At 44.6% G+C, this 26,906-nt stretch carries 16 protein-coding genes and 1 tRNA gene; 10 read left to right on the forward strand and 7 right to left on the reverse strand.

Annotated features, from left to right (window positions below; all coding sequences use genetic code 11):
- The first annotated feature begins 56 nt into the window (after positions 1-56).
- From JV36_RS0109365 to JV36_RS0109380, 4 genes are all read left to right on the forward strand, one after another.
- Positions 57-133 (forward strand) — tRNA-Asp (locus JV36_RS0109365).
- Positions 134-310: 177 nt separating this feature from the next.
- A complete protein-coding gene (locus JV36_RS0109370; RefSeq protein ID WP_032095778.1) occupies positions 311-1,861 on the forward strand; it encodes an EAL domain-containing protein in 1,551 nt (516 codons plus the stop codon).
- A 125-nt stretch (positions 1,862-1,986) separates the two neighbouring features.
- Positions 1,987-2,685 carry a lipoprotein-releasing ABC transporter ATP-binding protein LolD gene (lolD, locus tag JV36_RS0109375; protein ID WP_032095779.1) on the forward strand — a complete coding sequence of 233 codons (699 nt, stop codon included), beginning with the start codon at positions 1,987-1,989 and terminating at the stop codon, positions 2,683-2,685.
- Positions 2,685-3,911 carry a lipoprotein-releasing ABC transporter permease subunit gene (locus JV36_RS0109380; RefSeq protein ID WP_032095780.1) on the forward strand — a complete coding sequence of 409 codons (1,227 nt, stop codon included), beginning with the start codon at positions 2,685-2,687 and terminating at the stop codon, positions 3,909-3,911. The genes lolD and JV36_RS0109380 overlap by 1 nt, the downstream gene beginning before the upstream one ends.
- Positions 3,912-4,278: 367 nt before the next feature.
- On the opposite strand, the gene JV36_RS0109385 is transcribed toward JV36_RS0109380, so the two are convergent.
- Positions 4,279-5,625 (reverse strand): dicarboxylate/amino acid:cation symporter, encoded by a 1,347-nt coding sequence (locus tag JV36_RS0109385; RefSeq protein ID WP_032095781.1) that lies wholly within the window; start codon positions 5,623-5,625, stop codon positions 4,279-4,281.
- A 115-nt stretch (positions 5,626-5,740) separates the two neighbouring features.
- Between JV36_RS0109385 and JV36_RS0109390 the strand changes: the two genes are divergently transcribed.
- Complete coding sequence (locus tag JV36_RS0109390) at positions 5,741-8,290, forward strand: Ig-like domain-containing protein (protein WP_032095782.1); 2,550 nt, start codon at positions 5,741-5,743, stop codon at positions 8,288-8,290.
- A 108-nt stretch (positions 8,291-8,398) separates the two neighbouring features.
- On the opposite strand, the gene astB is transcribed toward JV36_RS0109390, so the two are convergent.
- Entirely contained in the window at positions 8,399-9,739 is a 1,341-nt protein-coding gene (astB, locus tag JV36_RS0109395) for an N-succinylarginine dihydrolase (RefSeq protein ID WP_032095783.1), read from the reverse strand.
- A gap of 377 nt (positions 9,740-10,116) precedes the next feature.
- Here astB and topA point away from each other — a divergent pair, with 377 nt between their 5' ends.
- The 3 genes from topA to JV36_RS0109410 are packed head-to-tail and all read left to right on the forward strand — an operon-like array spanning position 10,117 to position 13,813.
- Entirely contained in the window at positions 10,117-12,792 is a 2,676-nt protein-coding gene (topA, locus tag JV36_RS0109400; protein WP_032095784.1) for a type I DNA topoisomerase, read from the forward strand.
- A gap of 23 nt (positions 12,793-12,815) precedes the next feature.
- Positions 12,816-13,355, forward strand: a complete 540-nt coding sequence (locus tag JV36_RS0109405; RefSeq protein ID WP_032095785.1) for a DUF2058 domain-containing protein — start codon at positions 12,816-12,818, stop codon at positions 13,353-13,355.
- Positions 13,349-13,813, forward strand: coding sequence for a GNAT family N-acetyltransferase (locus JV36_RS0109410; protein ID WP_235207815.1), 465 nt, complete (start codon positions 13,349-13,351; stop codon positions 13,811-13,813). Before JV36_RS0109405 ends, JV36_RS0109410 begins: the two co-directional genes overlap by 7 nt.
- A gap of 91 nt (positions 13,814-13,904) precedes the next feature.
- Here the strand turns inward: JV36_RS0109410 and JV36_RS0109415 are convergent, their stop codons facing one another.
- Positions 13,905-14,798, reverse strand: a complete 894-nt coding sequence (locus JV36_RS0109415) for an AraC family transcriptional regulator (protein ID WP_032095786.1) — start codon at positions 14,796-14,798, stop codon at positions 13,905-13,907.
- Positions 14,799-15,006: 208 nt separating this feature from the next.
- Between JV36_RS0109415 and exaC the strand changes: the two genes are divergently transcribed.
- Both exaC and JV36_RS0109425 read left to right on the forward strand, forming a co-directional pair.
- Complete coding sequence (exaC, locus tag JV36_RS0109420; RefSeq protein ID WP_032095787.1) at positions 15,007-16,527, forward strand: acetaldehyde dehydrogenase ExaC; 1,521 nt, start codon at positions 15,007-15,009, stop codon at positions 16,525-16,527.
- 468 nt (positions 16,528-16,995) lie between these two features.
- A complete protein-coding gene (locus tag JV36_RS0109425; RefSeq protein WP_032095788.1) occupies positions 16,996-19,329 on the forward strand; it encodes a TonB-dependent receptor in 2,334 nt (777 codons plus the stop codon).
- A gap of 242 nt (positions 19,330-19,571) precedes the next feature.
- Here the strand turns inward: JV36_RS0109425 and JV36_RS0109430 are convergent, their stop codons facing one another.
- From JV36_RS0109430 to rne, 4 genes are all read right to left on the reverse strand, one after another.
- Positions 19,572-20,243, reverse strand: coding sequence for a response regulator transcription factor (locus tag JV36_RS0109430; protein ID WP_032095789.1), 672 nt, complete (start codon positions 20,241-20,243; stop codon positions 19,572-19,574).
- Positions 20,244-20,304: 61 nt separating this feature from the next.
- Positions 20,305-21,861, reverse strand: coding sequence for a sensor histidine kinase (locus JV36_RS0109435; protein WP_032095790.1), 1,557 nt, complete (start codon positions 21,859-21,861; stop codon positions 20,305-20,307).
- A 133-nt stretch (positions 21,862-21,994) separates the two neighbouring features.
- On the reverse strand, positions 21,995-23,071 hold the full coding sequence (locus tag JV36_RS0109440) for a phosphotransferase (protein ID WP_032095791.1): 1,077 nt from the start codon (positions 23,069-23,071) through the stop codon (positions 21,995-21,997).
- 113 nt (positions 23,072-23,184) lie between these two features.
- Positions 23,185-26,511, reverse strand: a complete 3,327-nt coding sequence (rne, locus tag JV36_RS0109445) for a ribonuclease E (protein ID WP_200883147.1) — start codon at positions 26,509-26,511, stop codon at positions 23,185-23,187.
- Positions 26,512-26,906 lie beyond the last annotated feature (395 nt).

A 26,906-nucleotide genomic window follows, 5' to 3' on the forward strand; every position in this document is an offset into this window, starting at 1 on the left:
AACTGCAAGTTATGCATTGAAGTAAAGCTAACGTTATATTTGTAAGCCCATTGTGTGGAGCGGTAGTTCAGTTGGTTAGAATACCGGCCTGTCACGCCGGGGGTCGCGGGTTCGAGTCCCGTCCGCTCCGCCATCAATGGTCCTTATACTTCAACACATTTCATCCCATCTGTTTTTTCTCAGCCTTTACAGTCACCACCAGTCTACATCCATAATTTCCCTCGTTGTATTTGAACGAAAGTCCAAGTGTTTTTTTTGCAAAATAGTTTACTCTTTATACGGTCTAACACTATTAAACACATGTTCTCGAATGCCTCAGGAAACCACCAATAATTATATTCTCGCTGATAAAGCGAAAGCGACGCTTGTCGCTTTACTCAGTGTTGTAATGGTCACATTCCTTCTTATGCTGCTTATGTTTTCATTCGTGAGATCGCAGGAAGAAAAGCGTGCCGTAGGCATCTTAGATGGCGTGGGTATGGTGTTTCAAGATGCCGCGGTTACTCTTGACAGAGTCAATGATTTACCTTTTTTGGTCTGTGACGATGCTCACCTTTTTGAGATGAGAAAAGTTTTGTTTCGCTCTCGCTTCGTCAAAGAAATAGGGTTTTATGAAAACGATGCGCTAAGTTGTAGTACCTACTTAGGTATCCTTGATGTGCCCTTTTCCGATGCTGAGCCTGATTTTGTGACGGTGCAAGACGACATCTTCTGGATAAATACTCCCCTTGCGCTATTCGACGAAAAAGCGGCTGGCACCATTGTTAGAAGAGGCCGTTACAATGCCGTTCTCGACATGGAGAGCACCATAGGTTTCAGTCGCTCTCAAGACTGGCAGCTTTTTTATAACGGCGATAAGTTTTACCACATGGCGGGTAACGAAACGCTGATTGAAAGTTCCATCGCTGAACATGAATTGTCAGACAGCTCACGTCTGTCTTTAGATTTTACTCTATGCCATGACGTTTATTATCTCACCTGCCTAAAAGTAAAGCCGGATATGAATCGTTTATTCGAGCTACATATTGGCAAGCTGTTTCTTTTGTTTCTTATCATGCTAATGACTGCAGCGTTTTCTCATATGTTTACGTTTAACTACCTTCGCCATAAACATTCTCTTGAGTCGAGAATAAAAAGAGGCTTGGCAAAATCTAGTTTTTATTGCGTGTATCAGCCCTTTGTAGACCTTGATACCGGAGAGGTTATTGGCTGTGAGGTGTTAAGTCGTTTTGAGGATGAATTAGGCGCGATTTATCCTGATGAGTTTATTCCACAAATTAAAGCGCTAGGAATTACCCGAGAGTTCACAGAAGACATGATCAAAAAATCTATGCTTGAACTTACTAACTGTGAGGGTATTCCTAAAGGGTTTAAGGTTTCATTTAACTTATTTCCCATGGATTTTAACCAAGACTACTGCCTCGATCTCGATTTTGCACTTACACTCAATACAAAAGATTTTAAGCTAGTGCTGGAAATTACTGAAGATGAGCAAATTTCAACGCACAGTGCCATCAAGCATATTAAATCATTGAAGAGTAAAGGGTTCCTGTTTGCTATTGATGATTTTGGTGTAGGCTACTCAAATCTTAGTCAGTTGAAGACGATGAACTGCGATTTCTTAAAAATTGATAGAAGCTTTGTTATGGAAATGGAAGAGAACAGTATTCGTTCATCCCTTATTCCTCACATTGTTGGTATTGCCAACGGCCTTGAAATTAAGTTAATTGCTGAAGGCGTAGAAAACAGTGAACAGGCCAGTGAACTGCGCAACCTGTCCGTTGGTTTCGGTCAGGGTTGGCTATATGGAAAACCACAATCAGTAGAAAGCCTTGCAGAAAGTGTACAACAGAGCGCTTAAATAACGGGTTTTTAACAAGAAAAAGTATAAACCGCCAAAATAACATGCCCCTGTTATTTTCTATTTGGTGTTGGTAGTGTTTAACGCTACCATTCGCACACGGATAAATAGAGAAGAAAAACCGCATGCAGGACGTGCTTTGTTGCCACAACATTCATAAAAGTTATCACGACGGCAGTAATGAAACTCCCGTTCTTCAAGACATATCACTGTCAATTAAAGCCGGTGAGCATGTTGCCATTTTAGGTAGCTCAGGCTCAGGCAAAAGTACCTTGCTTCATTTGCTTGGTGGGCTCGATAAGCCAAGCAGTGGGGAAGTACAATTTAAAGGCAAAACCTTATCCTCCCTAAACGCGAATACTCTTGCTGCGTTACGCAACGAAGAGATGGGGTTCATTTACCAGTTTCATCACTTACTGGGTGAATTTTCGGCACTAGAAAATGTGGCTATGCCTCTAAGAATAAGAGGGCTTTCAGCAAAGGCAGCCCAAGATAAAGCCAAAGCCATGCTTGAAGAAGTTGGCTTATCACACCGTATCTCTCATCTGCCTGCGGCCCTCTCTGGCGGTGAACGTCAGCGGGTTGCAATTGCCCGAGCGCTTGTGACAGAGCCTTCCGTTGTGCTGGCCGATGAGCCCACCGGTAATTTAGACGACAGCACGGGTGAGCAAATATATAAGCTGCTAACCTCGTTAAGTGAGAAAAAGCACACCGCATTTGTGGTGGTAACCCACGATTTAGCGCTAGCAAACAGAATGGATAGAGTACTGCGTATTAAAGATGGAAAGCTGGTTCAGTCTGACGCTGTTGGGATGCAGTCATAATGTTCGCATTAGAACTTGCAAGGCAGTTTCGTAAAACGCGCTCGCAGCAGCGCTTTATTTCTTTTATTTCCATGTCGTCAACGGTAGGTATAGCGCTTGGTTGTTTTGTACTTATATTGCTATTAAGTGTTATGAACGGATTTGAAAAAGAGCTCACTAATAGAATACTCAGTGTTATTCCCCACGGAGAGCTTTACAGCGTTGATAAGAGAGGAATCGATAACCTTGACGCCCAGCGCTATCGTTTGGAGCAAGACGAGAGAATAGCGCGGGTTACGCCCTATACAAAGCTAACAGGAATGTTGCAATACAAGGGAGAGCTAAAAGCAATAGAACTAACGGGTATTATTGCAAAAGACAATCAGCAGCATTTTGAAGAACGGGTATCACAGCCTCAGTGGTTATCGTTTCAAGCCAACGATAAAGGGGTGTTAATTGGTCAAGGTATTGCTGAAAAGCTTGGCGTGCAGCCAGGCGATGCCGTGCAGGTATTAGTTCCTGTAGCAACGAATGACCTAACGTTTAAAGCGCCTAAAACAATTACCCTTACGGTGAGTGGGTTTTTATCCATAGGTGGAGAGTTGGACAACCTAGTAGGGTTAATGCATCTTGATATGGCATCGAATGCGGCCGAAATAACGTCAAAGGCTCAGGGCATGCAATTCACGTTTTACGATGCGTACTCTGCCAATGAGATTATGCGAGAGATAGGCTATAGCTATCCACAAGCCGTGTATATGTCTGATTGGACTCGCACTCAGGGGCACCTGTACAACGATATTCAACTGGTAAGGGCAGTGGTTTACATCGCCCTTGTGCTTGTGATTGGTGTTGCCTGCTTTAATATTGTGTCTTCTCTGGTGATGGCAGTAAGGGAAAAACAAGCCGCCATTGCAATTTTAAAGACAATGGGCGCTACAGATTCGCTGATACGGACTATTTTTATCTTACAAGGGATCATTAATGGGGTGGTGGGTATCACAACAGGTGTCTTATTAGCGTTGTTAGTCGCCCCTAACTTGTCTGCAATCGTGCTGTTTATAGAAAACGCTTTAGGTATTGAGGTGCTCTCAGGCGATATCTACTTTATTGACTTTTTACCGTCTGAGCTACACTGGGGAGACGTTGGCATAACAATCACTGTGGCCTTAACATTATGTGTTTTGGCTACGCTGTACCCAGCCCAAAAGGCGGTAAAAATATCACCGTCCTCAGCGCTTCATTAATTGCCCTGCTACTAATAAGAGCACTAATAAGAATACTATTAAGAAAACTAATATGATCGCTAATAAGTACCCCAAGATGACCGCCAGTATCATTGCGGGTGCGTTATTCGTTGCCAGCATCATGACTATGCGGCGTTGAGGACATACGGGTGACCGTATTGAAGCAGGGTTACCGTATTGAAGCAGGGTGAACGCATTGAAGCAGGGTGAACGCATTGAAGCAGGGTAAACGTATTGAAGCGAATAGGGTTTGATATGAAAGCCCAATAAAAAAGGTAGCGTATAAGCTACCTTTTTATGTATGGGATAAAGAAAAGACAAACGCCTAAGCTATTCTTGCCATGACGTTTATAATCTCATCTTGCCATTATTTGTTGCGGTCGAAGTGCTCAAAGTCTACGTCTTCTTGTTTTTCACCCGCGTTAGGGTCGTTAAATATATCTTCATCTAACGCGCCTTCGCTTTTAGCAACAACACAGGACACCATGCAATCGCCAGTAATGTTAACGGCAGTACGGGTCATATCAAGCAGTCTGTCTACACCGATAATAAGGGCAATTCCCTCAACGGGTAAGTTGACTTGCTGAAGCACCATGGCAAGCATAATGAGACCAACACCTGGCACACCTGCAGTACCGATTGACGCCAATGTGGCGGTTAACACAACCATCATGTAATCGCCTAAGCTTAAGTCGACAGCGTAAACCTGAGCAATAAATACCGTGGCAACACCCTGCATAATAGCGGTGCCGTCCATATTAATGGTTGCGCCTAAAGGTAAGGTAAATGAAGACACCGAGTTACCCACCCCTAACTTGTTCTTTGCCGTTTCCATAGTCACAGGCAGGGTTGCACTGCTGCTTGATGTACTAAAGGCGAACAGGGCGGCATCGCGCATTTTCTTAAGTAATATAAGTGGGTTTAGTCCAGCAAGTACCTTGAGCAGTACCGAGTAGGTCACCAAACCGTGAAGAATAAGCACGCCGAATACCAAGAAAAAGTATTTGGCAAGGCTGAGAATGGTATCGCCGCCAATGGTTGAGAACAGCTTTGCCATCAACACATACACACCATAGGGTGCTAGGTTCATAATAATAGTCACCAAGCGCATTATTACTGTGTTGATATCTTCAAATACGGCGGTAAGTCGTTTACCTGCATTCCCCGTCATTGCCATTGCTATACCAAATAGCACTGCAAAAACAATTATTTGCAGCATATTCCCTTGTGCCATAGAATTGATAGGATTACTGGGGAACATGTTGACGATAACGTCTGACAGGCTCGGTGCTTCTTTTGCCTGGAACGTGGTCTCAGTCGCTAAATTTAGCCCGTCGCCTGGTGCAACAATTAACGCTATACTCATAGCCAGTGTTATTGCTATGGCGGTTGTGACAACATAAAGTCCGACAGACTTTGCGCCTAACCGACCTAACTTACTGGGGTCTGACAGTGTGCTAGTTCCACATATTAGTGAAACGAATACCAATGGCACCACCAGCATTTTTAAGCTGGCAATGAATATTTGGCCTAAAGTTGAAAATATACCTTCTACAAGAATGTTATACGTAGAGAGTTCTAAACCGAATATCGAAAATGTGAAATCTCCGCTATCATCAAACAATAATTGGAGTAACACGCCTGTCAAGATACCGGTTGCCATGCCGATAAAGATGCGAGCGGTTAAACTATACTTGTGTGCAGATTGAGACATGAAAGTTCCCTGTGCATTATTATATTTTTTAGTCTCACGTAGTGTGCCAGATTCATTTGATTTTTAAACATAAAAAACGACGCAATTGCCATTAATAGAGGTTCAGGAACGAATTATGCGGACATTAGCGAAGACGCTAAGCTTATTTAGCGCAATATTTATGCTAACAGCATGTGGGGGAGGCGGTTCCGTCTCTAGAGACGACACGGACAATGGTGCTGGAAATGGCAACGGTGGGACGACTACACCGACCTATACGGTGTCTCTTGCCCTTGAAAATGCCAATGGTGAAGGCGATAACAATTTATCAGAAAACAACAGCCTCACCGTGGTAGCCACAGTCACCGACCAAGACGGTAATGCACTGTCTGACAGCTTAGTGACTTTTGCGCTGGACAATGCCGCGCTGGCAAGCTTTGCCAATGATACAGGCACCGCACGCACCAATGACAGCGGGGTCGCGCGTATAGGCCTTAATGCCAGCACCGCGTCGGGCGACGGTCAAATCACCGCCAGTTTAAATACTGGGGAGACGGGAACGACGACATTTTCGGCAACAGCTGCAGCAACCGGCTCAACAGAATCGTCCGTAACACTGACATTGCAAAACAGTGATGGCGAGGAAGACAATGAGCTTTCTACTAATAACGCACTTACCGCTGTTGCAACGGTGACTGACGCAGATGGGAATCCACAAGACGACGTATTGCTTACGTTCTCACTGAGCAACAGTGACCTAGCAGAGTTTTCAAACGACACGGCAACTGCATTAACAGATGAAAACGGTATTGCATCCATTGGTATGACGGTAAGCGATTTATCTGGCGATGGAGAAGTAACCGTTACCCTACCAACGGGCGAGTCAGGTTCTACAACCTTTAGTTCTCAAGGTCGCACTAGTGTCAGTGAAGAGCCTGCCTCGCTAGAGCTTTTTGCAGACAGTATTCAACTAGCATCAAGCGGTAGCGATGAAGTTGAGTTAATTGCACTGGTTAAAAACGAGCAAAGCGTGCTGATGGAAGGCGTGGAAGTGAGCTTTTCAGCGCCGAGCGCAGATGGCGTTGAATTACAGCTTATTCAAACTACTACAGCGGCAGATGGTACCGCCCGTGCACTATTATCTACTCGAAACAATGCCGCTAATCGCATTGTCACGGTTTCAGCACAAGCAGGTTCCCTTAGCCCAGAAAACGTGTCTATCGAAATTGATGGAACGGAAGTAACGGTAAACGGTGCATCATCAGTTATTTTAAATGATACGGTAAATTACACCATCCGCGTTCAAGACTCTGATGGCACATCAATACTGAATCAATCTGTCCAGCTTGAAGCCAGCGGCGGTACACTTGGTGCCTCTGAGGTGAACACCGGCTCTACAGGCCAGGCAACGGTATCCTATACCGCATCAGAGTCAGGGGAAAATACAATTACGGCGACCGCGCTTAATGCCAGTGCTACGTTTACTGTGCAAGTACAGCAAGATGAATTTAACTTCGTCAATCTCCCTACTGAAGAAGTGCCTGTAGGCCAGCAGCAGTCGATTACAGTGCAGTGGCGTCAGAATAATTCACCCGTCGTTGGCGAAGACATTACGTTTAGTGCTTCACGCGGTGTAATAAACGGTGCATCAACGGTGGCAACCGATGCAAACGGTGAGGCTACAATTAGCATAAGCTCAACCAATGCCGGCATATCATCTATCACGGCAACGGCGACAGACGTGAATGGCGATGTACTTGTTTCTGCGCTCACGCAAATTGAGTTTGTTGCTACCACTCCACACACGTTAATTGCTGATGCGTCACCGGATTTATTGGGTCCAGACGGACAAACCAGCACTATAAGCGCTGTTGTGAGAGACATAGATGGCAATTTGGTGAAAAACAGTGTGATTAATTTCTCAGTGTCAGACGTTTCAACCGGTTTTGTTTCACCTTCACAAGCAACAACAGACAGTAAAGGCATTGCGACTACTGTATTTACGTCAGGTTCTGTTTCTACGCCTGACGCGGTGGTTATTACAGCATTCGTTGCTGATGATCCGGCAATAGAAGACGATGTTGTTTTAACCGTTGGTAACCGTGCTTTTGATATCTCGATCGGTACCGGTAACGAGTTGGAAGAGCCTACTTCAACAACCTACTTAAAACGCTTCAGCGTATTTGTGTCAGACTCTGTGGGTCAGCCTGTTAGTGGCGTAGAGCTTACTGCATCTGTTACCCCTGTTAAATTTGTGGATGGCGGCGAGTATCGTACCGGCTTTTGGTTTTACAACGATGATGAATCCATTTGGCAGGCTATCGTCAATCAAAACTGTGAAACTGAAGATGTGAATGACAACGGTATTTTAGACACTACGCCTCGCGACGAGGATACCAATGGCGACGATATGTTAACGCCAGGTTCGGTTGGCACAATCACATTTGCAGTAGACTCGGTGACTGATGAGAATGGCTATGCAGAACTAGAGTATCGTTATCCTGCAAGCTATGCGGTTTGGTACGATGCGGTTATTTCTGTATTCGGTCAATCGACAGGTAGTGAAGCTAAAGCATCGATGCATTATACATTGAGCATTTCTGCTGATGATGTAACTGATGAAGGTTCATCCCCGCCGGCTAATCCGTTTGGCGTAACAGACCAATGTACTGAGGTGACTCCGTAATGCCATTAGATAGGTAACAGGACTCGTTGACAATAAAAAGCCGGCTTCATTGCCGGCTTTTTAATATGCTGTGAAAGCTACTTACGCTAAAGCGCATTGAATAGGCTATTACCCCTGCTGAAACGGATAAACCGAACCTATTTGAAGCAGCTGCGTAAGTTCATCAAGTGCAGTGCGCGACTCAATAAGTAACTGCGGATCTCTTAAGTCATCTTCACTTAATTCATCGCGATAGTGCTTATCTATCCACGCATTTAGCCGAGCAAATTGGGAGTCGTTGATCAGAGTAGATTGATTAACACCGTTTAGCTCCTCTTCACTCATTGCTACGCGCAAGCGCAAACACGCCGGGCCGCCACCGTTTCGCATGCTTTGTTTGACATCGAAATAGTTAACCGACTTTATGGGCGTACCCAGAGTGATAAGGTTGTCTAAATAGGCTTTAACTGAATCGTTCTCAGCACAGTCCGTAGGCGCAATAATCGTCATTTCACCATTTGGCAGAGTAATGATTTGCGTATTAAACAAATAGGTTTTCACTGCGTCTTGCACTGACACTTGTGCTGTAGGCACTTCAATGAAGTGCAGTGGCTTTTCACCAAACTTACGCTGTAACTCGGCAAACCCTTTATCTTTTTCATGAAACGCTTGTTCATGGAAGAACAGTACGTTTTGGTTACCTACCGCGATAACATCGTTGTGAAATACACCTTGATCAATAACATCAGGGTTTTGCTGCATATACACAACACCTTCGTCACGCAAACCATGTAAACGAGCTACCGCTTGACACGCTTCAAGTGTTTGTCTAGCGGGGTATTTTGTTGGTGCAGGCTTTGAGGGGTCAAAGGCATGTCTACCGTAAACAAATAACTCAACACCCGCTTCGTTATAATCGCTGCACAAACGGGTATGGTTTGCTGCACCTTCATCGCCAAAATGTTCATTGTCAGGCAGATGTTGGTGATGGGCAAAGTAGGTATCGTTTGCAAACGTACCGCGCAAAATATTGCCTGTGACTTGAGGTTCTAACGACCTGTGAAACTTGTTTGTTAAGTTTGCAGGGGTGAAATGCACCCGTCCGTCCGCTGTATCGGCACTAGGAGACACAGTGGCGGCATTTGCTGTCCACATGCTACTGGCAGAGCAACATGCTAAAAATATCTCGCGAGATTGCTTTGCAGCGCTTTCTAGTACCCTCGCATCTGTGCCGGTGAAGCCTAATCGACGTAGCGCGTTAATGTCAGGTCGTTCTTGCGGAGCCAACACGCCTTGCATCATTCCCATGTCCGACAGCGCTTTCGCTTTGGCCAATCCCTGTTTAGCAGCCTGCTTTGGACTACTCACTGCATTGGCATTGTTGAGAGAAGCAACATTACCGAATGATAAACCGGCATAGTTGTGGGTTGGGCCAACAAGGCCATCAAAATTCACTTCAAATTGCTTCATACTTTCCCTCTATTTGGTGTTTGGGCATTTGAACGCTACGCTGTATAGTTCTAGGCATTCAGCAAGGCGTTCAACAATCGCGCTTTTTTTACCACCAATGCGCATTTAACCTGTAACAGGGCGCAGTGGTGTTAGTGGAATGGCTGGCATTATACGGCTTTTAAAGGCTTTGCCAATCGCGCTGCTTATTTCTTGTACAGTTTTTGTGTGAGATTGAAGCAAGTGGAAGAATAAGTATGAAGAAGATCTTGTTTTCCATTCACTTTGTAGATATATGTTAAAAAAGAGCGGGCACCCTATATATAGTGCAAGGTTGCATCAATTTTCGGTATTTGACGTAAGAAGTCATTTAAAATCAATAGGTTTAGTTCAATTATATGGCAAAATCACTGGTCATAGTCGAGTCACCAGCCAAAGCGAAAACGATAAATAAATATCTTGGTAAAGATTTTATCGTAAAAAGTTCGGTTGGCCATGTTCGGGATCTTCCAACGAAGGCTTTAGGTAACGTAGAGCCTAAAAAACCGGCAAAAGAACTCAAAACATACAGCGACGAAGCACGTCAAGAATACCTTCGCCGCCATGAATATTTAAAACTTGTAGACAGAATGGGCGTCGATCCTGAAAAAAATTGGCATGCTCATTATCAAGTGCTGCAAGGTAAAGAAAAAGTTGTTAACGAACTAAAGAAGTTGGCTAAAGATGCCGACACCATCTACCTCGCAACGGATTTGGACCGAGAAGGAGAGGCCATTGCCTGGCATCTACAGGAATTACTCGGCAGCAAAGGCAAAACCTACCAGCGTGTGGTGTTTAACGAAATTACAAAAAATGCCATTCAGGATGCGTTCTCTGCGCCTGGTGAGCTTAATATCTCTCGTGTTAATGCGCAGCAAGCACGACGGTTCCTCGATAGAGTCGTTGGTTTTATGGTATCGCCTCTACTTTGGAAAAAAGTAGCCCGAGGATTGTCTGCAGGGCGCGTTCAGTCTGTTGCAGTGCGTTTGGTGGTAGAGCGTGAGCGAGAGATTAAAGCGTTTGTCCCCGAAGAGTTTTGGGATATTCACGCAGACCTTACCAGCAAGGAACAAGCTGCGCTAAAAATGCTTGTGGCCAAGTATCAGGGCAGTGCATTTAAGCCAAAAAATAAAGACGATGCAGATAAGGCATTAGCCGATTTAAAAGGTGCCGATTACACCGTTGAAAGTCGTGAGTCTAAGCCTACGTCAAGCCGTCCCTCTGCACCATTTATTACATCAACCCTTCAGCAGGCGGCGAGCACTCGTCTAGGCTTTGGCGTTAAGAAAACGATGATGATGGCTCAGCGTCTTTATGAGGCTGGATACATCACGTATATGCGTACTGACTCAACCAACTTAAGCCAAGAAGCGGTTGAAAGTGCAAGGGCTTATATTACCGATAATTTCGGTGATAAATATCTACCCGATTCTGCCATACGCTACGGCAGTAAAGAGGGTGCACAAGAGGCTCACGAAGCTATTCGTCCTTCAAACGTGACCATAAGTGCGGCAAGTCTAGGCGATATGGAGCGTGATGCTCAGCGTCTTTACGAGCTAATTTGGCGTCAATTCTTAGCCTGTCAAATGACACCTGCTAAATACGATGCAACAACGATTAAAGTGGTTGCGGCGGACTATGAACTCACCGCAAAAGGCCGAGTGCTTAAATTTGACGGTTGGACACGTGTTCAACCTCAGTTGCGCAAAAAAGGTGACGATGAATTATTGCTACCTGACGTGCAAAAGGGCGATTCACTTACGCTAAACGAATTAGATCCAAAGCAGCATTTCACTAAGCCTGTAGCTCGCTTTAACGAAGCTTCCTTGGTAAAAGAGCTTGAAAAACGCGGAATTGGCCGTCCGTCGACTTACGCCAGTATTATCTCAACCATTCAAGATCGCGGTTATGTAAGGCTGGATAATAAACGCTTCTACGCTGAAAAAATGGGCGAGATAGTGAACGATCGTTTGATGGAAAACTTCGACGATTTAATGAGCTTCGACTTTACCGCGAATATGGAGCAGCACTTAGATGATATCGCCGAAGGCAATAAAAATTGGAAAGACGTACTTAACGACTTTTACAGTGACTTCTACGGTAAATTATTAAACGCTGAAAAAGATCCAGAAGACGGTGGTATGCGCCTAAACCAGGCTATTCCTGCTGGCATAGAGTGCGAGAAGTGCGGCCGTGAAATGAACGTTAGGACTGCTTCCACAGGGGTCTTTTTAGGGTGTTCAGGCTACAACCTGCCACCTAAAGAACGCTGTACCAACACCATGAACCTAACATCGGGTGATGAGGTGGTGAAGGTTGATGACGAAGAAGAGCTAGAAACCGAAGCACTGCGCTCTAAAAAACGTTGCGCTAAGTGCGGCACAGCGATGGACAGCTATCTCGTGGATGAGACGAGAAAGTTACACGTGTGTGGTAACACGCCTACCTGTGACGGAACAGTTGTTGAAACCGGTACCTTTAAAATAAAAGGGTACGACGGCCCTATCATTGAATGCGATAAATGCAGCAGTGATATGGAGCTGAAAAACGGTCGATTTGGCAAATACTTTGGTTGTACTAACGAAGAATGCAAAAACACCCGTAAACTACTTCGAAATGGTGAAGCAGCTCCACCTAAAGAAGATCCAGTGGATTTACCGGAACTTCCATGCGAGAAAACCGACGCACACTTTATGCTGCGTGATGGTGCTTCAGGTATTTTCTTAGCGGCCCACAATTTCCCTAAGTCCAGAGAGACCCGTGCGCCTAAAGTTCACGAACTTGCTCGCTTTAGAGACCGTATTTCGCCTAAGTTCTATTATCTTGCCGATGCGCCAGCTAAAGATTCAGACGGAAACGAGACTATTGTTCGATACAGTCGTAAGACAAAGCAACAGTACGTGATGAGTGAGAATGCAGAGGGCAAAGCGACTGGATGGTCGGCGTGGTATGAGAACGGCAAGTGGCAAGAGCAGGCACCGAAAAAGCCAGCTGCAAAGAAGCCAGCGGCAAAATCTAAAGCCAAAAAGAAGTAACTAAATAGGTAATTAAACGAAATATGGCCTCTTTACAAGACCAACTTTTGAAAGCGGGATTAGCGGACAAAGGCACGGCTAAAAAAGCCCGTGCTGAAAAGCGCAAAAAGCAGAAACAGAAGAAGCCAGTAGTGGATGAAGCCACTCTGGCTGCTCAAAAAGCAGCAGAAGAGAAAAAGGAACGTTCGCGAGAGCTGAACCAGCTTCAGCAAAACGAACGAGAGAAACGGTCGATTGTCGCTCAGGTTAAACAGCTTATTGAAACTAATAAGCAAGCGCGCAAAGGCGATACGGTGCTCAACTTTACCCACGATAATGTAGTAAAGCGTATGTACGTGAGCGCAGACATTCATCGCCAGGTGACAAAGGGTCGTTTAACCGTCGTGTTACTTGATGATGCGTATGAGCTAGTGCCGACGCCTGTGGCGGATAAAATAGCCCAGCGCGACGATAGCGTTATTGTTTACCGTGCCGATTTAGATAAGAGCGGTACAGACGGTAAAGATGAAGCAGAAGATGACTGGTATGCTGACTACGAAATCCCTGATGATTTAACGTGGTAACTGGTTTGGTCATTACTTGGCAACTGTGTTCTTTCAATGAACTAACGACTAATCAACTCTTCGACTTGTTAAAGTTGAGAGTTGATGTGTTTGTGGTAGAGCAAACCTGTCCTTACCCTGAACTTGACGAAAAAGACAGGCACCCTGATACTCGGCACCTTATGGGGTTTGTTGATGGTATCTTAGTCGCTTGTGCGAGACTGCTGTCTAAGGGTGTTAGCTTTCCGTCAGTCAGTATTGGGCGAATTGCAACGCATAAAGACGTTCGCGGCAAAGGGGCGGGTAAAACGTTAGTTAATAAAGCGATAGCAGAGTGCGAAATGCTGTGGCCTAATGAAGCCATTGAAATAGGCGCACAAGAGTATCTGCTGTCTTTCTATGAAAGCTTTGGTTTTGTTTCTATATCGCCTATGTATTTGGAAGATGATATCCCTCATGTGGATATGAAACGGGTGTGAATCGATTTAAGTCGAACAATGCTTTCAACCCCTCAGTGCATCAATCTTTTTATTCTATTCACTCATTTCAACTACCACATTAGCACGAAGGCTAGTGTCGGCATTCCCGTGGGGCAATGCCAAAAGCTTGTTTGAACAAGCGACTGAAGTGGCTTGCGCTATTAAAGCCTAGATCAAAGCATACGCTGCTAATTGCCTTGCCTTTTAACAGTTGAGAGCGGGCTTTTTGTAATCTTAACTGCCTTTGAAACAGCGCTGGTGTGGTGCCAAAGGCCAGTCTAAACTGCTGATAAAACTTGCTTCTGCTCATACACGCTATTTTACACAACTCATTGATATCCAATTCTTCTGCTAAATGGCTTTCTATGTATTCAATCGCGTTACTTATTTTCCCTTTAAGTTGCAGTGTCTGTGAGCTAGCAAGCAGCAAATCTCGGCTTTGTTGCTGAAGCAAACGAGTGATCAGTTCATTCAGCGATAAATCAATTAAATAGTGACGCTCTGCGCCCTGCTCACTGAATAAATGTACCATTCGCTCTAGAAGCTGTTGGGTTTGAGCATTGTGCTTTGTATGTACTAAATCTGGTGTGTATTCAAACAATCCGTCTGACGCTATTCTCTGCTGCATATTCAGCGCCTCAGATACTGCGTTAATCTTATCTTTACTTATTTCAATCGCAAGGCATGTGGTAGGGGTATTTAACGAAGCTTGAGGGAAGTCAATCAGCACCTTCTGTTTTGGCGCAATGACAAAAGACTCATGAGGTAAAAAAGCGTTGTGATACTGACTACTATCCACATGCATAATTTTTTTGCCAGACAGCATGGCGCAAAAAAGAAGTTCATCTGAGTGAAGCGCCACTTTTTGAGCGCTTTCGTAGGTATCGTAAATACTCAGTTCACTGTTGTCGGCAGCAAACGTCACCTTATTTTCGATCAATACATCAAGCTGTTGACGCTTTTTATCTAATCTTGGTGTGTGCATCTTTAACCTTTACTTTTTCCCGTACTTTTTCTTGTACTTGTTAATTGTGGAATTACAGACAAGTTTCTTGGACAGCAAATCAAGAGAACGCCAATTTGTTAGTTTAATGTAAAGCATCGGTAAATATAAAGCATGTTTTTTTCGTCAAGAGTTACGACTAATAGCGATAGCGATTTACCCCTTTAAACAACAAAAAGAGAGTAAAGATATGATTTATGCAAACCCTGGAAGCGATGGTGCCCTCGTAAACTTTAAATCTGAGTACGGGAATTACATTGGAGGAGAGTGGGTGAAGCCGGTCAATGGAAACTATTTTGACAATATTAGCCCAGTTAATGGCAAGGTATTCTGTAAAATACCCCGTTCAGATAGTGCTGACATTAATCTTGCGCTGGATAAAGCCCATGCCGTGAAAGCTGAGTGGGGAACCACTTCGGTTACTGAGCGCAGCAATATCCTCCTTAAAATTGCAGATCGCATTGATGAAAACCTCGAGCTACTCGCTGTTGCCGATTCGTGGGATAACGGTAAAGCAGTGCGGGAAACCCTCGCTGCAGATATTCCTTTAGCAGCAGATCACTTTAGATACTTTGCCGGTTGCTTGCGTTCGCAAGATGGCTCTATTGGTGAAATTGATGAAACAACGGTTGCCTATCATTTTCACGAGCCTCTGGGTGTGGTGGGGCAAATTATTCCCTGGAATTTTCCTATTCTGATGGCCGCTTGGAAATTAGCACCTGCGCTGGCCGCTGGGAATTGCGTTGTGCTTAAGCCTGCCGAGCAAACGCCTGCATCTATTTTAGTGTTAGCAGAAATAGTGGGTGATTTACTTCCGCCGGGAGTACTCAACATTGTCAACGGGTTTGGCAAAGAAGCCGGAGAAGCGCTAGCAACCAGTAAACGAATTGCCAAAATTGCCTTCACAGGCTCTACCCCTGTTGGCTCTCATATTTTGAAATGTGCTGCAGATAATATTATTCCCTCTACCGTAGAGCTTGGCGGTAAGTCACCTAATATATTCTTCAACGATGTCATGGACCACGATGATGCATTTCTTTCAAAAGCGATTGAAGGAGCAGTGCTCGCGTACTTTAACCAAGGGGAAGTGTGTACCTGTCCATCTCGCTTATTCATCCAAAAGGATATATACGACAAGTTTATGGAGAAAATACTTGAGCGTACCGCTCAAATTATTCGCGGTAACCCTCTTGATACCGAAACCATGGTTGGTGCTCAGGCGTCGGAGGCCCAGTTTAATAAAATCTTGAATTACATTGATATCGGCAAAAAAGAAGGCGCAGAGGTGCTTACCGGCGGCAATATAGAAAAGCTAACTGACGAACTCAACGGCGGTTTTTATATTCAGCCAACGCTGTTGAAAGGCACCAACGATATGCGAGTATTTCAAGAGGAAATTTTTGGGCCCGTTATTTCTATGTCTACGTTTAAAGATGAAGCTGAAGCCCTCAAATTGGCCAATAGTTCCGAGTTTGGTTTAGGTGCTGGCGTGTGGAGTCGAAATATGAATTTGGCCTATCGCATGGGACGCAAAATAGAAGCGGGCAGGGTATGGACTAACTGCTATCACATGTACCCAGCCCATGCGGCTTTTGGAGGATATAAAAAATCAGGTATTGGCCGAGAGACACACAAGCTAGCGCTTAGTCACTATCAACAAACCAAAAACCTGTTGGTCAGTTATAGCGAGGATCCACTCGGATTCTTTTAAAGTCAGTATGTTATGAGATAAAGGTTGCAGCGCTTTCAATAAAAAGTGCCTGCAACCCTTTATTTTATTACCTCACCAATCGAGATCAAATCTTGCGTTAACATTTCGATTTCTATTTTTTCTACGCTCGGTGGTATAAAGGTTACGCCACAGTGCTAATAAGGTCTTTCAACGACCGACTATAATCCGAACTTTAATAGTGCATCTTACGTTTTCATGCACCTTTCAAATGCAAAGCTGTGTCATAAAGTTCAATGATTGACGGCTTGACGTTTTTGACAAAGCTCAAAAAGTTATTTTAATTCAGCTTTTTACATTCTCTGCACGGTTGTTGTCCAATTGGTCAGTAAATTGGCATCCTTTCTGCTGTTTCCCGTAAATGAAAAACAAAAATCTTCATCTTTTATAAGAATCGTGACGATAGCGCATCTCGAATAATTCGATGTTCATTTATTTTAGGGAAAAGTAATGAATAAAAAAAACGGTAGTGTAAAGACAATAGCAACTGCTCTCATCATGTCGGGATTAGCCTGCCAACATGTTTTTGCGCAACAATCGAAAGAAAGCGATAAAAAGTCTCTCGAACGCGCTATTGAAAACATTACGGTGACAGCTGAGAAGCGCAGCGAGAGTTTACAAGAGGTTTCTCAAGCTGTTACCGCTATTTCTTCAAATGAGCTAGATAAAAAATATATTTCTTCTTTTGTCGATTTAAGTGCAGTTGCTCCAGGCGTCACAGTAGCGAAAAACGAAGGCTTTAAATCAATTATTTCGATTCGCGGTGTGGGTAATGAAGCAAACCAAAATGCCACTGCAAATCCATCTGTTTCATATCACATGGACGGGATCTATATTGCGTCACCATATGCTCTGCAAACTGATTTTATCGATATCGAACGGATAGAGGTGTTGCGGGGGCCTCAGGGAACACTTTTTGGTCAAAATTCAACCGGTGGTGCAATCAATGTGATTAATACACTGCCCGTTTTTGATGAGTTTGCCGGCAAAGCGGATATCACAATTGGTAACTTTAATCTGAGAAAGTTCCGCGGCACGCTTAACGTTCCAGTGAGTGATAGTATAGCAACGCGAACGTCTGTTAGTGTGGTCAAACAAGATGGCTACACACAAAACGTATACAACGGCCCGAGTGTCACTGAGCGAGATGAAACATTTATTGGTGAAGATTTGGATAACATTGATAACCTTTCATTTAGAACAGACTGGCGTTTTGCTGTGACTGACGATTTAAGTGTCCGTCTTTTAGCTCAACTTTTTTCTGGAGAATCTAATGGCGCGGGTATAAAGGGCATTGATGATCCTACGCCAGGCGCGCGAAACCTGTCTCAAGATACGGAATCATTTTACGAACTGGATTCACAGGTGATTGGCCTTATTGCTGAGTGGAACGCAGACTTCGCGGTCATTAAGTCGTTAAGTAGTTATCAAAAAGATGACATAACCGTTATTCGAGACAATGACCGTCATTCATTTTTGACCAACCCTGAAATTCAAATTAGCCAGTTTAATCCAGAGATTAATATTCAAACCACATTTACCCAAGAGTTAAATATCATTTCCAACGAACCATTATTTGGTAAGTTGGACTGGCTTGTGGGAATGTTTTATCTTGACACAGATATTGAAATTACGATTCGCGAAGAGCTTGATGTGGGACGAGATGGCTTTCTAGATGGGTATGAAACAACATTTCCTGAAGTTTTTGGCGGCGATAGAGGGTTTATTTCAGATTCAAATCCAAAGCGAAAGTCGCTGTCGTTTTACGGACAAACAACCTATCCATTTAGCGAATCAGTGCGTCTTATCACAGGCTTACGATACACAGATGATGAAGTTGAAAGTACCGTTTCTAACTTCTTCAGCCCGACTCCTTCATTTATTAATCCGAAAACGTCAGATTTAACGGGACGAATTGCACTTGAGTGGGACCTTGCTACTAGCACAATGGCCTATGCGTCTTACACACGAGGACTTAAGCCAGGAGGAAGTAACTTAACCTTTTCAGAGGGCGTCGATGCGTTAGTTCGAGAAGCTTTTGAAGATGAGACGATTAATGCGTATGAAGTCGGATATAAAGCTGATTTACTTGATAATTTAGTTCGTACGAACGTAGCAGCATTTTACTATGATTATACTAATTTACAGTTTCAAGCCTCAGATTTTAATGAGTTCGGCAGTGGCGTTTCGAATATTCCTAAGTCAGAGATATATGGTTTAGAATTTGAAATGACCGCACTGCTTGGCGATCACTTTAGTCTTGATGTAAAACTCGGTGTAACTGAATCAGAAGTGTCCGCTGATTATTTAGCATTAGACAATCGATTATTAATTGAAAACGTGTTTTTAGCTGATGGAGTCACGCCGGCGAAAGAAGAGATCCACGGCGCTACGCGAGATGTTGCCGGATTTCTACAAAATTTAAATGGCAATGAGTTAGCGAAAACACCGGGCTTAACGGCAGACATAACCTTAGCGTATGAAAATCAACTCTCAAGCGGGGCGTACATTGTGACGAGTTTACAATATACGCACAGGGGAGACTTCGAACAACGCGTGTTTAACAATCCAGAGGTAGATGACGTCGATGCATACAATCTGTTTAACGCCAATTTGTCATACGACTCGCCGGATGAAAGTTGGGGAGCCGATCTTATGGTTTACAACATTACTGACCAGGACGGCGTTAACTCATCAATGACCGACGTGTTTGGCGTTAACGAAACAGGCTTTCAGTTTATTCCACCGCGAATGGTAATGGGACGCATAAGATTCGCATTTTAATCTTCTATTCATCTATTTTTAATGAAGCGTAAAAGGTTTCGTTATAATTTTTCTCTAGGATACAAAGGGTAGCAAGTGCAGTTGCCCTGATGCTTAAAGGACATCAGGGATGTCGGCGGAATATCTTGGGTTAAGGATTTGATGTGTGTGCCAATGATAAACCGTGTTAACGACAACACCGCCATTATCGCTACAACTATGCCCAACGTTGTCCCTTCGTTGGGCTTTTTTTATTTGCGGTTTTATTTTACCGTTAACCGATAACCATTTCCCCGCAATGTTTCTATTGAAATTGAGTCATTGGCGCTAAGCTTTTGCCTTAGGCGACTGATATACACATCGACAACGTTAGTGAGTGGATCGCTATGGCTTTTCCAAACTCGACTCAGTATCCGTTCTCGCGAGAGCACTTTCTCCGCATTTTCAGCAAAATAATACAAGGTGTCATACTCTAGCTTTGTAAGTGATAGCTCATCGCCGCACAAGGTCACAATTCTAGAATCTTTATCAATTTGCAAGGGGCCCACTGTTAAACTGTCGTCCACAGTTGCCGACCCCGCTCTGCGTTTTAGTGCAGTGATACGCGCTAATAATTCGTCAAAGTCGAAAGGTTTACATAAATAGTCATCAGCACCTAAAGTAAGGCCATTAACGCGCTCTTTTACGTCATCCACGGCAGTCAGTAGTAATACCATTGGTGCATTTGGCATGGCCTTTATCGTGGGTAAAAGCTCAACACTGTCCTCATCGCCAAACATTCTATCTAGCACAGCAATACTTGGCGACTCTTGCCGAATTCGTGTAATTAGATTGTGTAACGTACTCTCTTCTACGCATTGATATCCCTCGGCAGTGAGGCCGCGAGATAAAAATCGCAATAGAGGCGCCTCATCGTCGGCAATTAAAATTTTCATTATAGCTTGTCTCTTCTCTTTCTTGTTTGTTCGCTGTTAGCCCTAAGAGCCGGCGCTAGCCTTAATGCGATGCTGGTTTTTTTAAGGATATTGTAAAGACCGACCCCTTTGATAGCACTGAGCTTGCCGTTAGTGTTCCGCCATGCGCTTCAGCAATGGCTTTTGCAATTGAAAGACCTAAACCCATGCCATCTCCCTGTCGCTTAAGGCGAACAAAGCGTTCAAAAATATGCTCCAAGTCGGAAGAAGAAATACCTTCGCTGGTATCCATGATATTAATACGTATCCAGTTATTATCATCGTCTAGTGCTACTACAATGGGTGCGCCAGGCGAGGAATATTTGTTTGCATTCTCAATCAAAATGGTTAATGCCTGAATGATTCGCTCTTTGTCTATCACAACGCTCTGATTGTGTTGAAGTTGGCTCTGAAAAGTAATGTCACGTGTTTTTATCACTTTCTGCCACTTGGTCACTTGTTCAGAAAGTTCGCTCTCGAGCGTGCACTGAGCAACGTCTAAGGTAAATTCGTGCATTTCAGCCCTTGCCAATAAAAGCAGATCGTCTACCAGCTTACTGAGCTTTACAGATTGCTCTAAAATGGTGTTAAGCGTTTCTTGGTAAATTTCCACAGTAGCGGTTTGTTGACGAAGGGTTACCTGCGCTTCTCCTCGGATAATAGTGAGAGGGGTGCGCAACTCATGACTGACATCCGCCATAAATTGACGGCGTTTAGTATCGAGTTGCGTCAGCTTGTTATTGACCTCCTGCAGTGCCCGCGTTCGTGTTTCCACCTCATACTCAAGTTGCTTTCGGTGTGCAGACGCTTTGTCTTCATGGGCGCCAAGCCGCACAATCATAGAATTAAACGCTTTAACTAAATCGGTAAATTCACTATCGAGAGTTTCTGGTAGCCGATATTGATAGTTTCCGGAGGCAATAGCGTCTGTTCCCGTTCGAATAACAGTGAGCGGGTGATACAACGCATTAAATAGCCAATAGCATCCTAATAGGATAAACGGGCATGTAATGGCACCTAAAATAATGGTAAACCAAACAATACTGGTATTCAGTGTGTCTATACTTGAATTAATGCCCGACACCACACTGCTTTGGCGCACAACAGCGGTATTAATGGCTTCTCGAAATTGATTATCAATGGTGCTTTCAAGCAGCGTATGCAGTCTTTCTTGCTCTTTTAATGGTGAACTATCATTGCGCGCGGCTATAGCGCGAAATTCGTCGACAATACTGCCAATCAATGCCTCTAGTTCGTCAGTGTCTTCAACACTTCCCTGAGTTGCGTCAAGGCCAAGAGCGTCACGCTGAGCAAGCTCAAATTGTTTTATTCTTGCTATAGATTGGTCAATTCTTTCCTGTTTATTTCTTACGTTTGCTTGGTTTGCACTTTTACCGAAGATAAGTTCGTCAGTCAGTTGTTTAAATAGTCGGTAGGATGTACTGGAAAGCTGCTGATGTTCAGACAATAAGGACTGAGCCAGCTGACTTTGTTCTAAATTGGTTCGCGTAAGATGTGCAGTTACCGCAGCGCTAGCAAGAGCGATGAATAGAATAAAGGTAGAGAGAAGGCCAAAAAGGTATAGTTTGCGTTTGTACATAAGAGCAGTAAGCTTCCGGTATTTATAACTATTACGTTAGGTTATTGTAAATTGGTCACTTATAAACCCAGTAATCCAAATGTCGCTATCCCAAATATCCTAATTAATTGTATTCTAAAATAAACCTGAATTCTTAATCAGTGCTGCCTTCCAGCATTGATAACGCGATAGCGGTTTGATGCTGTAGCGCTTTATCAATCTTCCAATGATGTGGACTCCACCCTGCTAAAAATCGATGAAAGTCAGCACAAGCGATGGGGTAGAGTGTACGCCATTCGTTGATGAGTAGAGGTATTTCTGACTTTTCCAGTGCGGCTGGCGGCGCAGATTCGTATGCTTGAGAACCCATTGAGCAGCGCTGATGTAAGGCGAGCGCTAGCGCATTAAAATAAACCTCTAAACAATGCTCAGAATACGTTACTTGATCATCTTCACTTAGCGCGCTCCCTAAAAAATACGCCACGTCTTTTACACCTACACCAAACCCAACGTATTGAAAGTCTACTGCCGCGCAAGACTGATAATCAGGTGTAAAACAAAAGTTGGCGACCTTGGCATCGCCATGCACCAAGGTTTGATATTTAGCGTTGTTCAGCGCGTTGTCTATTTTGCTTGCGCTATCTTTTAATTGGCAGGGAGTCATGGCTTGGTATTCATCTTCACGGGTTTTTAAATGCCAATAGGTACCCGTGTCCCAAAGCAATACATTGTGAGCTTGAAAGTACGATTTTGTGTGAATAAAGCGACTGTGAAATTCAGCCAACCAGGTAAGCACTACCTCGGCCTGCGCTACTGACAGTTCGAGGGTTGTTTGCGTAAAACCTAACTCTCCAAGGTCTTCCATGACTAATAACGTGCTGTCACCGTCCTTCGCGGCTGCGATACAGCGAGGGGTTTTACAGCGTTCGGTGGTAAAAGGTTGAACGTGCTGGTAAAAACTATTTTCTATAGCAAATGAGCGTAGCTTTCTGTGATGGCCAGCATCACCGTTCCAGCCTCGAGGATGTTCTTGAGTTACAGGTGTCACCGCGCATTTCACCACCGCAGATAAAGGCGCAGCAAGGTGACTGTTTCCAGCAGGTTGCAGCGTTGCGCGAAAGCAGGCGCCATAGCCGCTCCATAGTGTTTGAATAAGCGATGTCTCAATTGCGTTTGCCTGACAACGTTGTTCTAGCCAAGATATGAAGTGTGGGTTAACGGGTTGACTCATCGCTTAGCTCCTTATTTTTATAACGTATTTTAGGACGAGAGGAATAAAAAAGCCGCTTTAAACAGCGGCTTTTATTATTAGAGACGTTTTATCTCAAAGGTTCTAGCAAACGCTTAATCTACGCTGCCTGGCAGTGTGGCAGGAGCAGATGCTCGCGCTGATACCTGAGCCATGTTTGCAGTTTTACCGCAAACCGTTATAGCGGGGCGAGAATCATCTGACTTCGCTGTAAGCTTCACATCGACAAACTCATCGTCAACAGACGCAGGGGTTGTCATTGGGTGAGACGCTCTGCGTTTCCCTGTTCCGCTAGCACCTAGTGGCGACGCTGGCTTGTCAGCCTTTTTAGCTGTTGCAGGCGTTACAGGCTTTTCATCAGCTACAGGCTTAGAAGGCGCTGAAGGCTCTTTATCCGCTGAAGGCTCTTTATTCGCTGAATGCTCCTTACCCGCTGAAGGCTCTTCAACCACTGCAGGCTTCTCTTCAGTCACAGACTGCTCAGCTGCAGGCGCTTCTGATGCCTCTGTTGACGCTTGCTCAGTAGTTGTCTCAGTAGCGGCCTCAGCTTCCTCTGCTAAGTTTATTTCAACTTGCTTTGGTGTTGCTGTTTCTGCGTCATCTTGTTGAGCCGCTTTTACAGGTGCTTCTTCTTGAGTACCACTTGCTTTTGCTGCTTCATCTGCTTGCGGGGCTGCCTCAAATTGCAATTCATCTTGAACTGCTTCAACACTTGGCGCTGTCGCTGATTTTTTCGCTAGCTCTTCAGACTGAACAGAAGCGTCAGTAACAGGCGACTTAGTCTCTTCAGCGGTTGACGTTGTTTGCTCAGCAGTGTCGGTAACCGCTGCTTTAATGTCATCCGACTGTGCTTCTGAAGCGAGCACGCCAGGCTTTGTAGCCTGCGTTTCATCAACGCTTACTGGCGCAGTATTATTATGATTGTCGTTACTACCCTCGGTAGTACCTTCCTCATTTTGCTGTGCTTCTTTCTTACGACGTTGACCTGCAGCGCGAACGTGACGAGGAGAGCGACGTGAACGTCCTCTGCTTTCACGTTTTTGGCCGTTTTCGTCATTAGTTAGCTCAGAGATCACTGCTGCTTCTTGAGTTTCCTCGTTGGCGTCAGAGGTTTCTGCCGTCGAACCGATAACCGTTTTTTGCTTAGCGTGATGCTTCTCTAACGGCTTTCCTGCTGCGTCTTCAGTAACAGGCGCAGTGTTAACAATTTGCTCCTCAGGCTGCTTCTCAGCGCTTTCTGGCTTCTTAGGTGCAGCTGGTTTAGTTTCAGCTTTTGGCGCACTTTGCGCATTAGCATTTGCGGAGTCATCTTTGTTCACTCGAACGCTGCGACGCTTATCACGACGCTTTCTGCGCTCGGCAACTTCACGTTTCTTCTCAACTTGATTGTCCTGTTGTTCCACATTGTCATTAACAGGCGCGTCTTGTTGAGGCTTTTCGTGATTTGGCTTTTGCTGCTCATCACGAGGCTGCTGCGCTCTGCGAGGCTTGCGGCCACGGTTATTGCGCTTGTCGTCTTGATCACTGCGTGGTGGGCGTTGTTCCTGCTCACCGTCTTTTGCTTGAGCTGGACCATTGCGACGGGTATTTTTACGAGGCTTACGACGACGGTCGTCATTATTGCGAGTATTACGCGGGTTTTTACCTTTGTAATTAGACGACGTTTTCTCGTCTTTCTCTTGGTTTTCCTTTGGCTTAGCTTCAGGCTTGTTGCTATCGCCAAATACATCGTTTATCCACTTACCAATGCGAGCGAATAATGATGGAGATTCGTTTGTCTGCGCCGTTTGTTCCTGAACTTTAGGCTGAGCAACAGGCGCTGCCGTAGTAGGAGCAACAAGGCCTTTAAGTGCGGGCTCTTCACGTTTAACAGGGGCAGTGGTCGTCGTCACTTTCTCTGTTTCAACAGCAGGCATTAACTCAACTTCATAGCTTGCATCTTGCAGGGCATCATCTGGACGACGGCGCTCTACTTGATAATGAGGCGTTTCTAAATTTGCGTTTGGAATAAGCAGCAAATCAACACCGTGACGCTTTTCAAGAAGCTGAATGGACTTGCGCTTTTCATTTAACAGGTAAGTTGCCACCGACACTGGTAGCTGCGCTTCAATCTGCCCCGTATTCTCTTTAATACTTTCTTCTTCTAATATGCGAAGGATAGAAAGTGCAAGAGACTCAGTACCACGAATAGTGCCGTGACCTGAACAACGTGGACATACGTGATGGGCAGATTCACCAAGAGAAGGGCGCAAACGCTGACGAGACATTTCAAGAAGACCAAAGCGTGAAATTCGGCCTAACTGCACGCGCGCTCTATCGCTTCGTACCGCGTCTTTCATGCGGTTTTCCACATCGCGCTGATGTCTAACTGGAGTCATATCAATAAAATCGATAACCACTAAACCACCGAGGTCACGTAAACGCAACTGGCGAGCAATTTCATCAGCCGCTTCAAGGTTTGTGTTCAGTGCCGTTTCTTCAATATCTCCGCCTTTTGTTGAACGGGCAGAGTTGATATCAATAGAGGTTAACGCTTCTGTTGGGTCAATAACAATTGAACCGCCCGATGGTAAGCGCACTTCTCTTTGGAATGCGGATTCAATCTGGCTTTCTATTTGGTAGTGGCTAAACAACGGTACTTCACCGCGGTACAGTTTTACGCGGTTTGCAAAGTCGGGGCGAACCAGTTCGATATGCTGAAGCGCTTGCTCGTATATACTGGTTTTGTCGATGAGAATTTCACCGATATCACGACGTAGGTAATCGCGAATAGCGCGAACAATAACGTTACTTTCTTGGTGAATTAAGAACGGTGCTTCACGGTCTTGGGCCACTGCAGATATCGCGTCCCAGTGCTTAAGAAGTACTTTTAAATCCCACTCTAATTCTTCATACGACTTGCCAACGCCAGCCGTGCGCACAATAAGTCCCATTCCATCCGGAAGGTCTAATTTGCCTAATGATTCTTTAAGTTCTGTACGCTCATCACCTTCGATACGACGTGAAATACCGCCAGCACGAGGGTTGTTTGGCATAAGAACTAAATAACTGCCTGCTAACGATAAGAAAGTAGTCAGCGCAGCGCCTTTTTGGCCACGCTCTTCTTTATCGATTTGTATAATAACTTCCTGACCTTCCTTGATAACATCTTTAATGTTAGGGCGGCCTTCAAACTTGTAACCTTTAGGGAAGTAAGTGCGGGCTATTTCTTTAAGGGGGAGGAAACCGTGGCGGTCAGCGCCATAATCGACGAAAGCCGCTTCTAAGCTTGGCTCTACGCGGGTTATCTTGCCTTTGTAAATATTTGCTTTCTTTTGCTCGTGCCCAGGACTTTCAATATCTAGGTCGTACAAGCGTTGCCCGTCTACTAGAGCAACACGCAACTCTTCTTGTTGAGTTGCATTAATTAACATTCTTTTCATTGTATCTAACTCTGTTTTTGTACAGCCGTTAAGACACAAAATTAAAGTGACATGTGCAAACCCTCACCGCGCAACCTCACGGTTGGACGGGGACTTTGTTGTTACATCGCATTATCCCGAGTGGGTAGCCTATGCACTTTCTAAATACATCTCTGTCAGCGTTACAGGTTACAAACGTTGTTTTTGCTTGTCTATTTTACCTAAACGACTGACCTTATCTAAGGCCACGCTGCTTTGAGGATGTCGGGAGCGACAAACCCTTATTTCAATTTTCATTTTAACAAGCGAAATAATGAGCCTCGCTTGTTTGTCATTTAATTCTGTTGGCTAAACGGCAAACTTATTTTATGTTCGCAAGCACGGTTTCGCTTTACTACGGCAGTGTTGTCGTTGCC

This window comes from Alteromonas sp. LOR, assembly GCF_000753865.1.
In the GTDB taxonomy this organism is placed as follows: Bacteria; Pseudomonadota; Gammaproteobacteria; order Enterobacterales; family Alteromonadaceae; genus Alteromonas.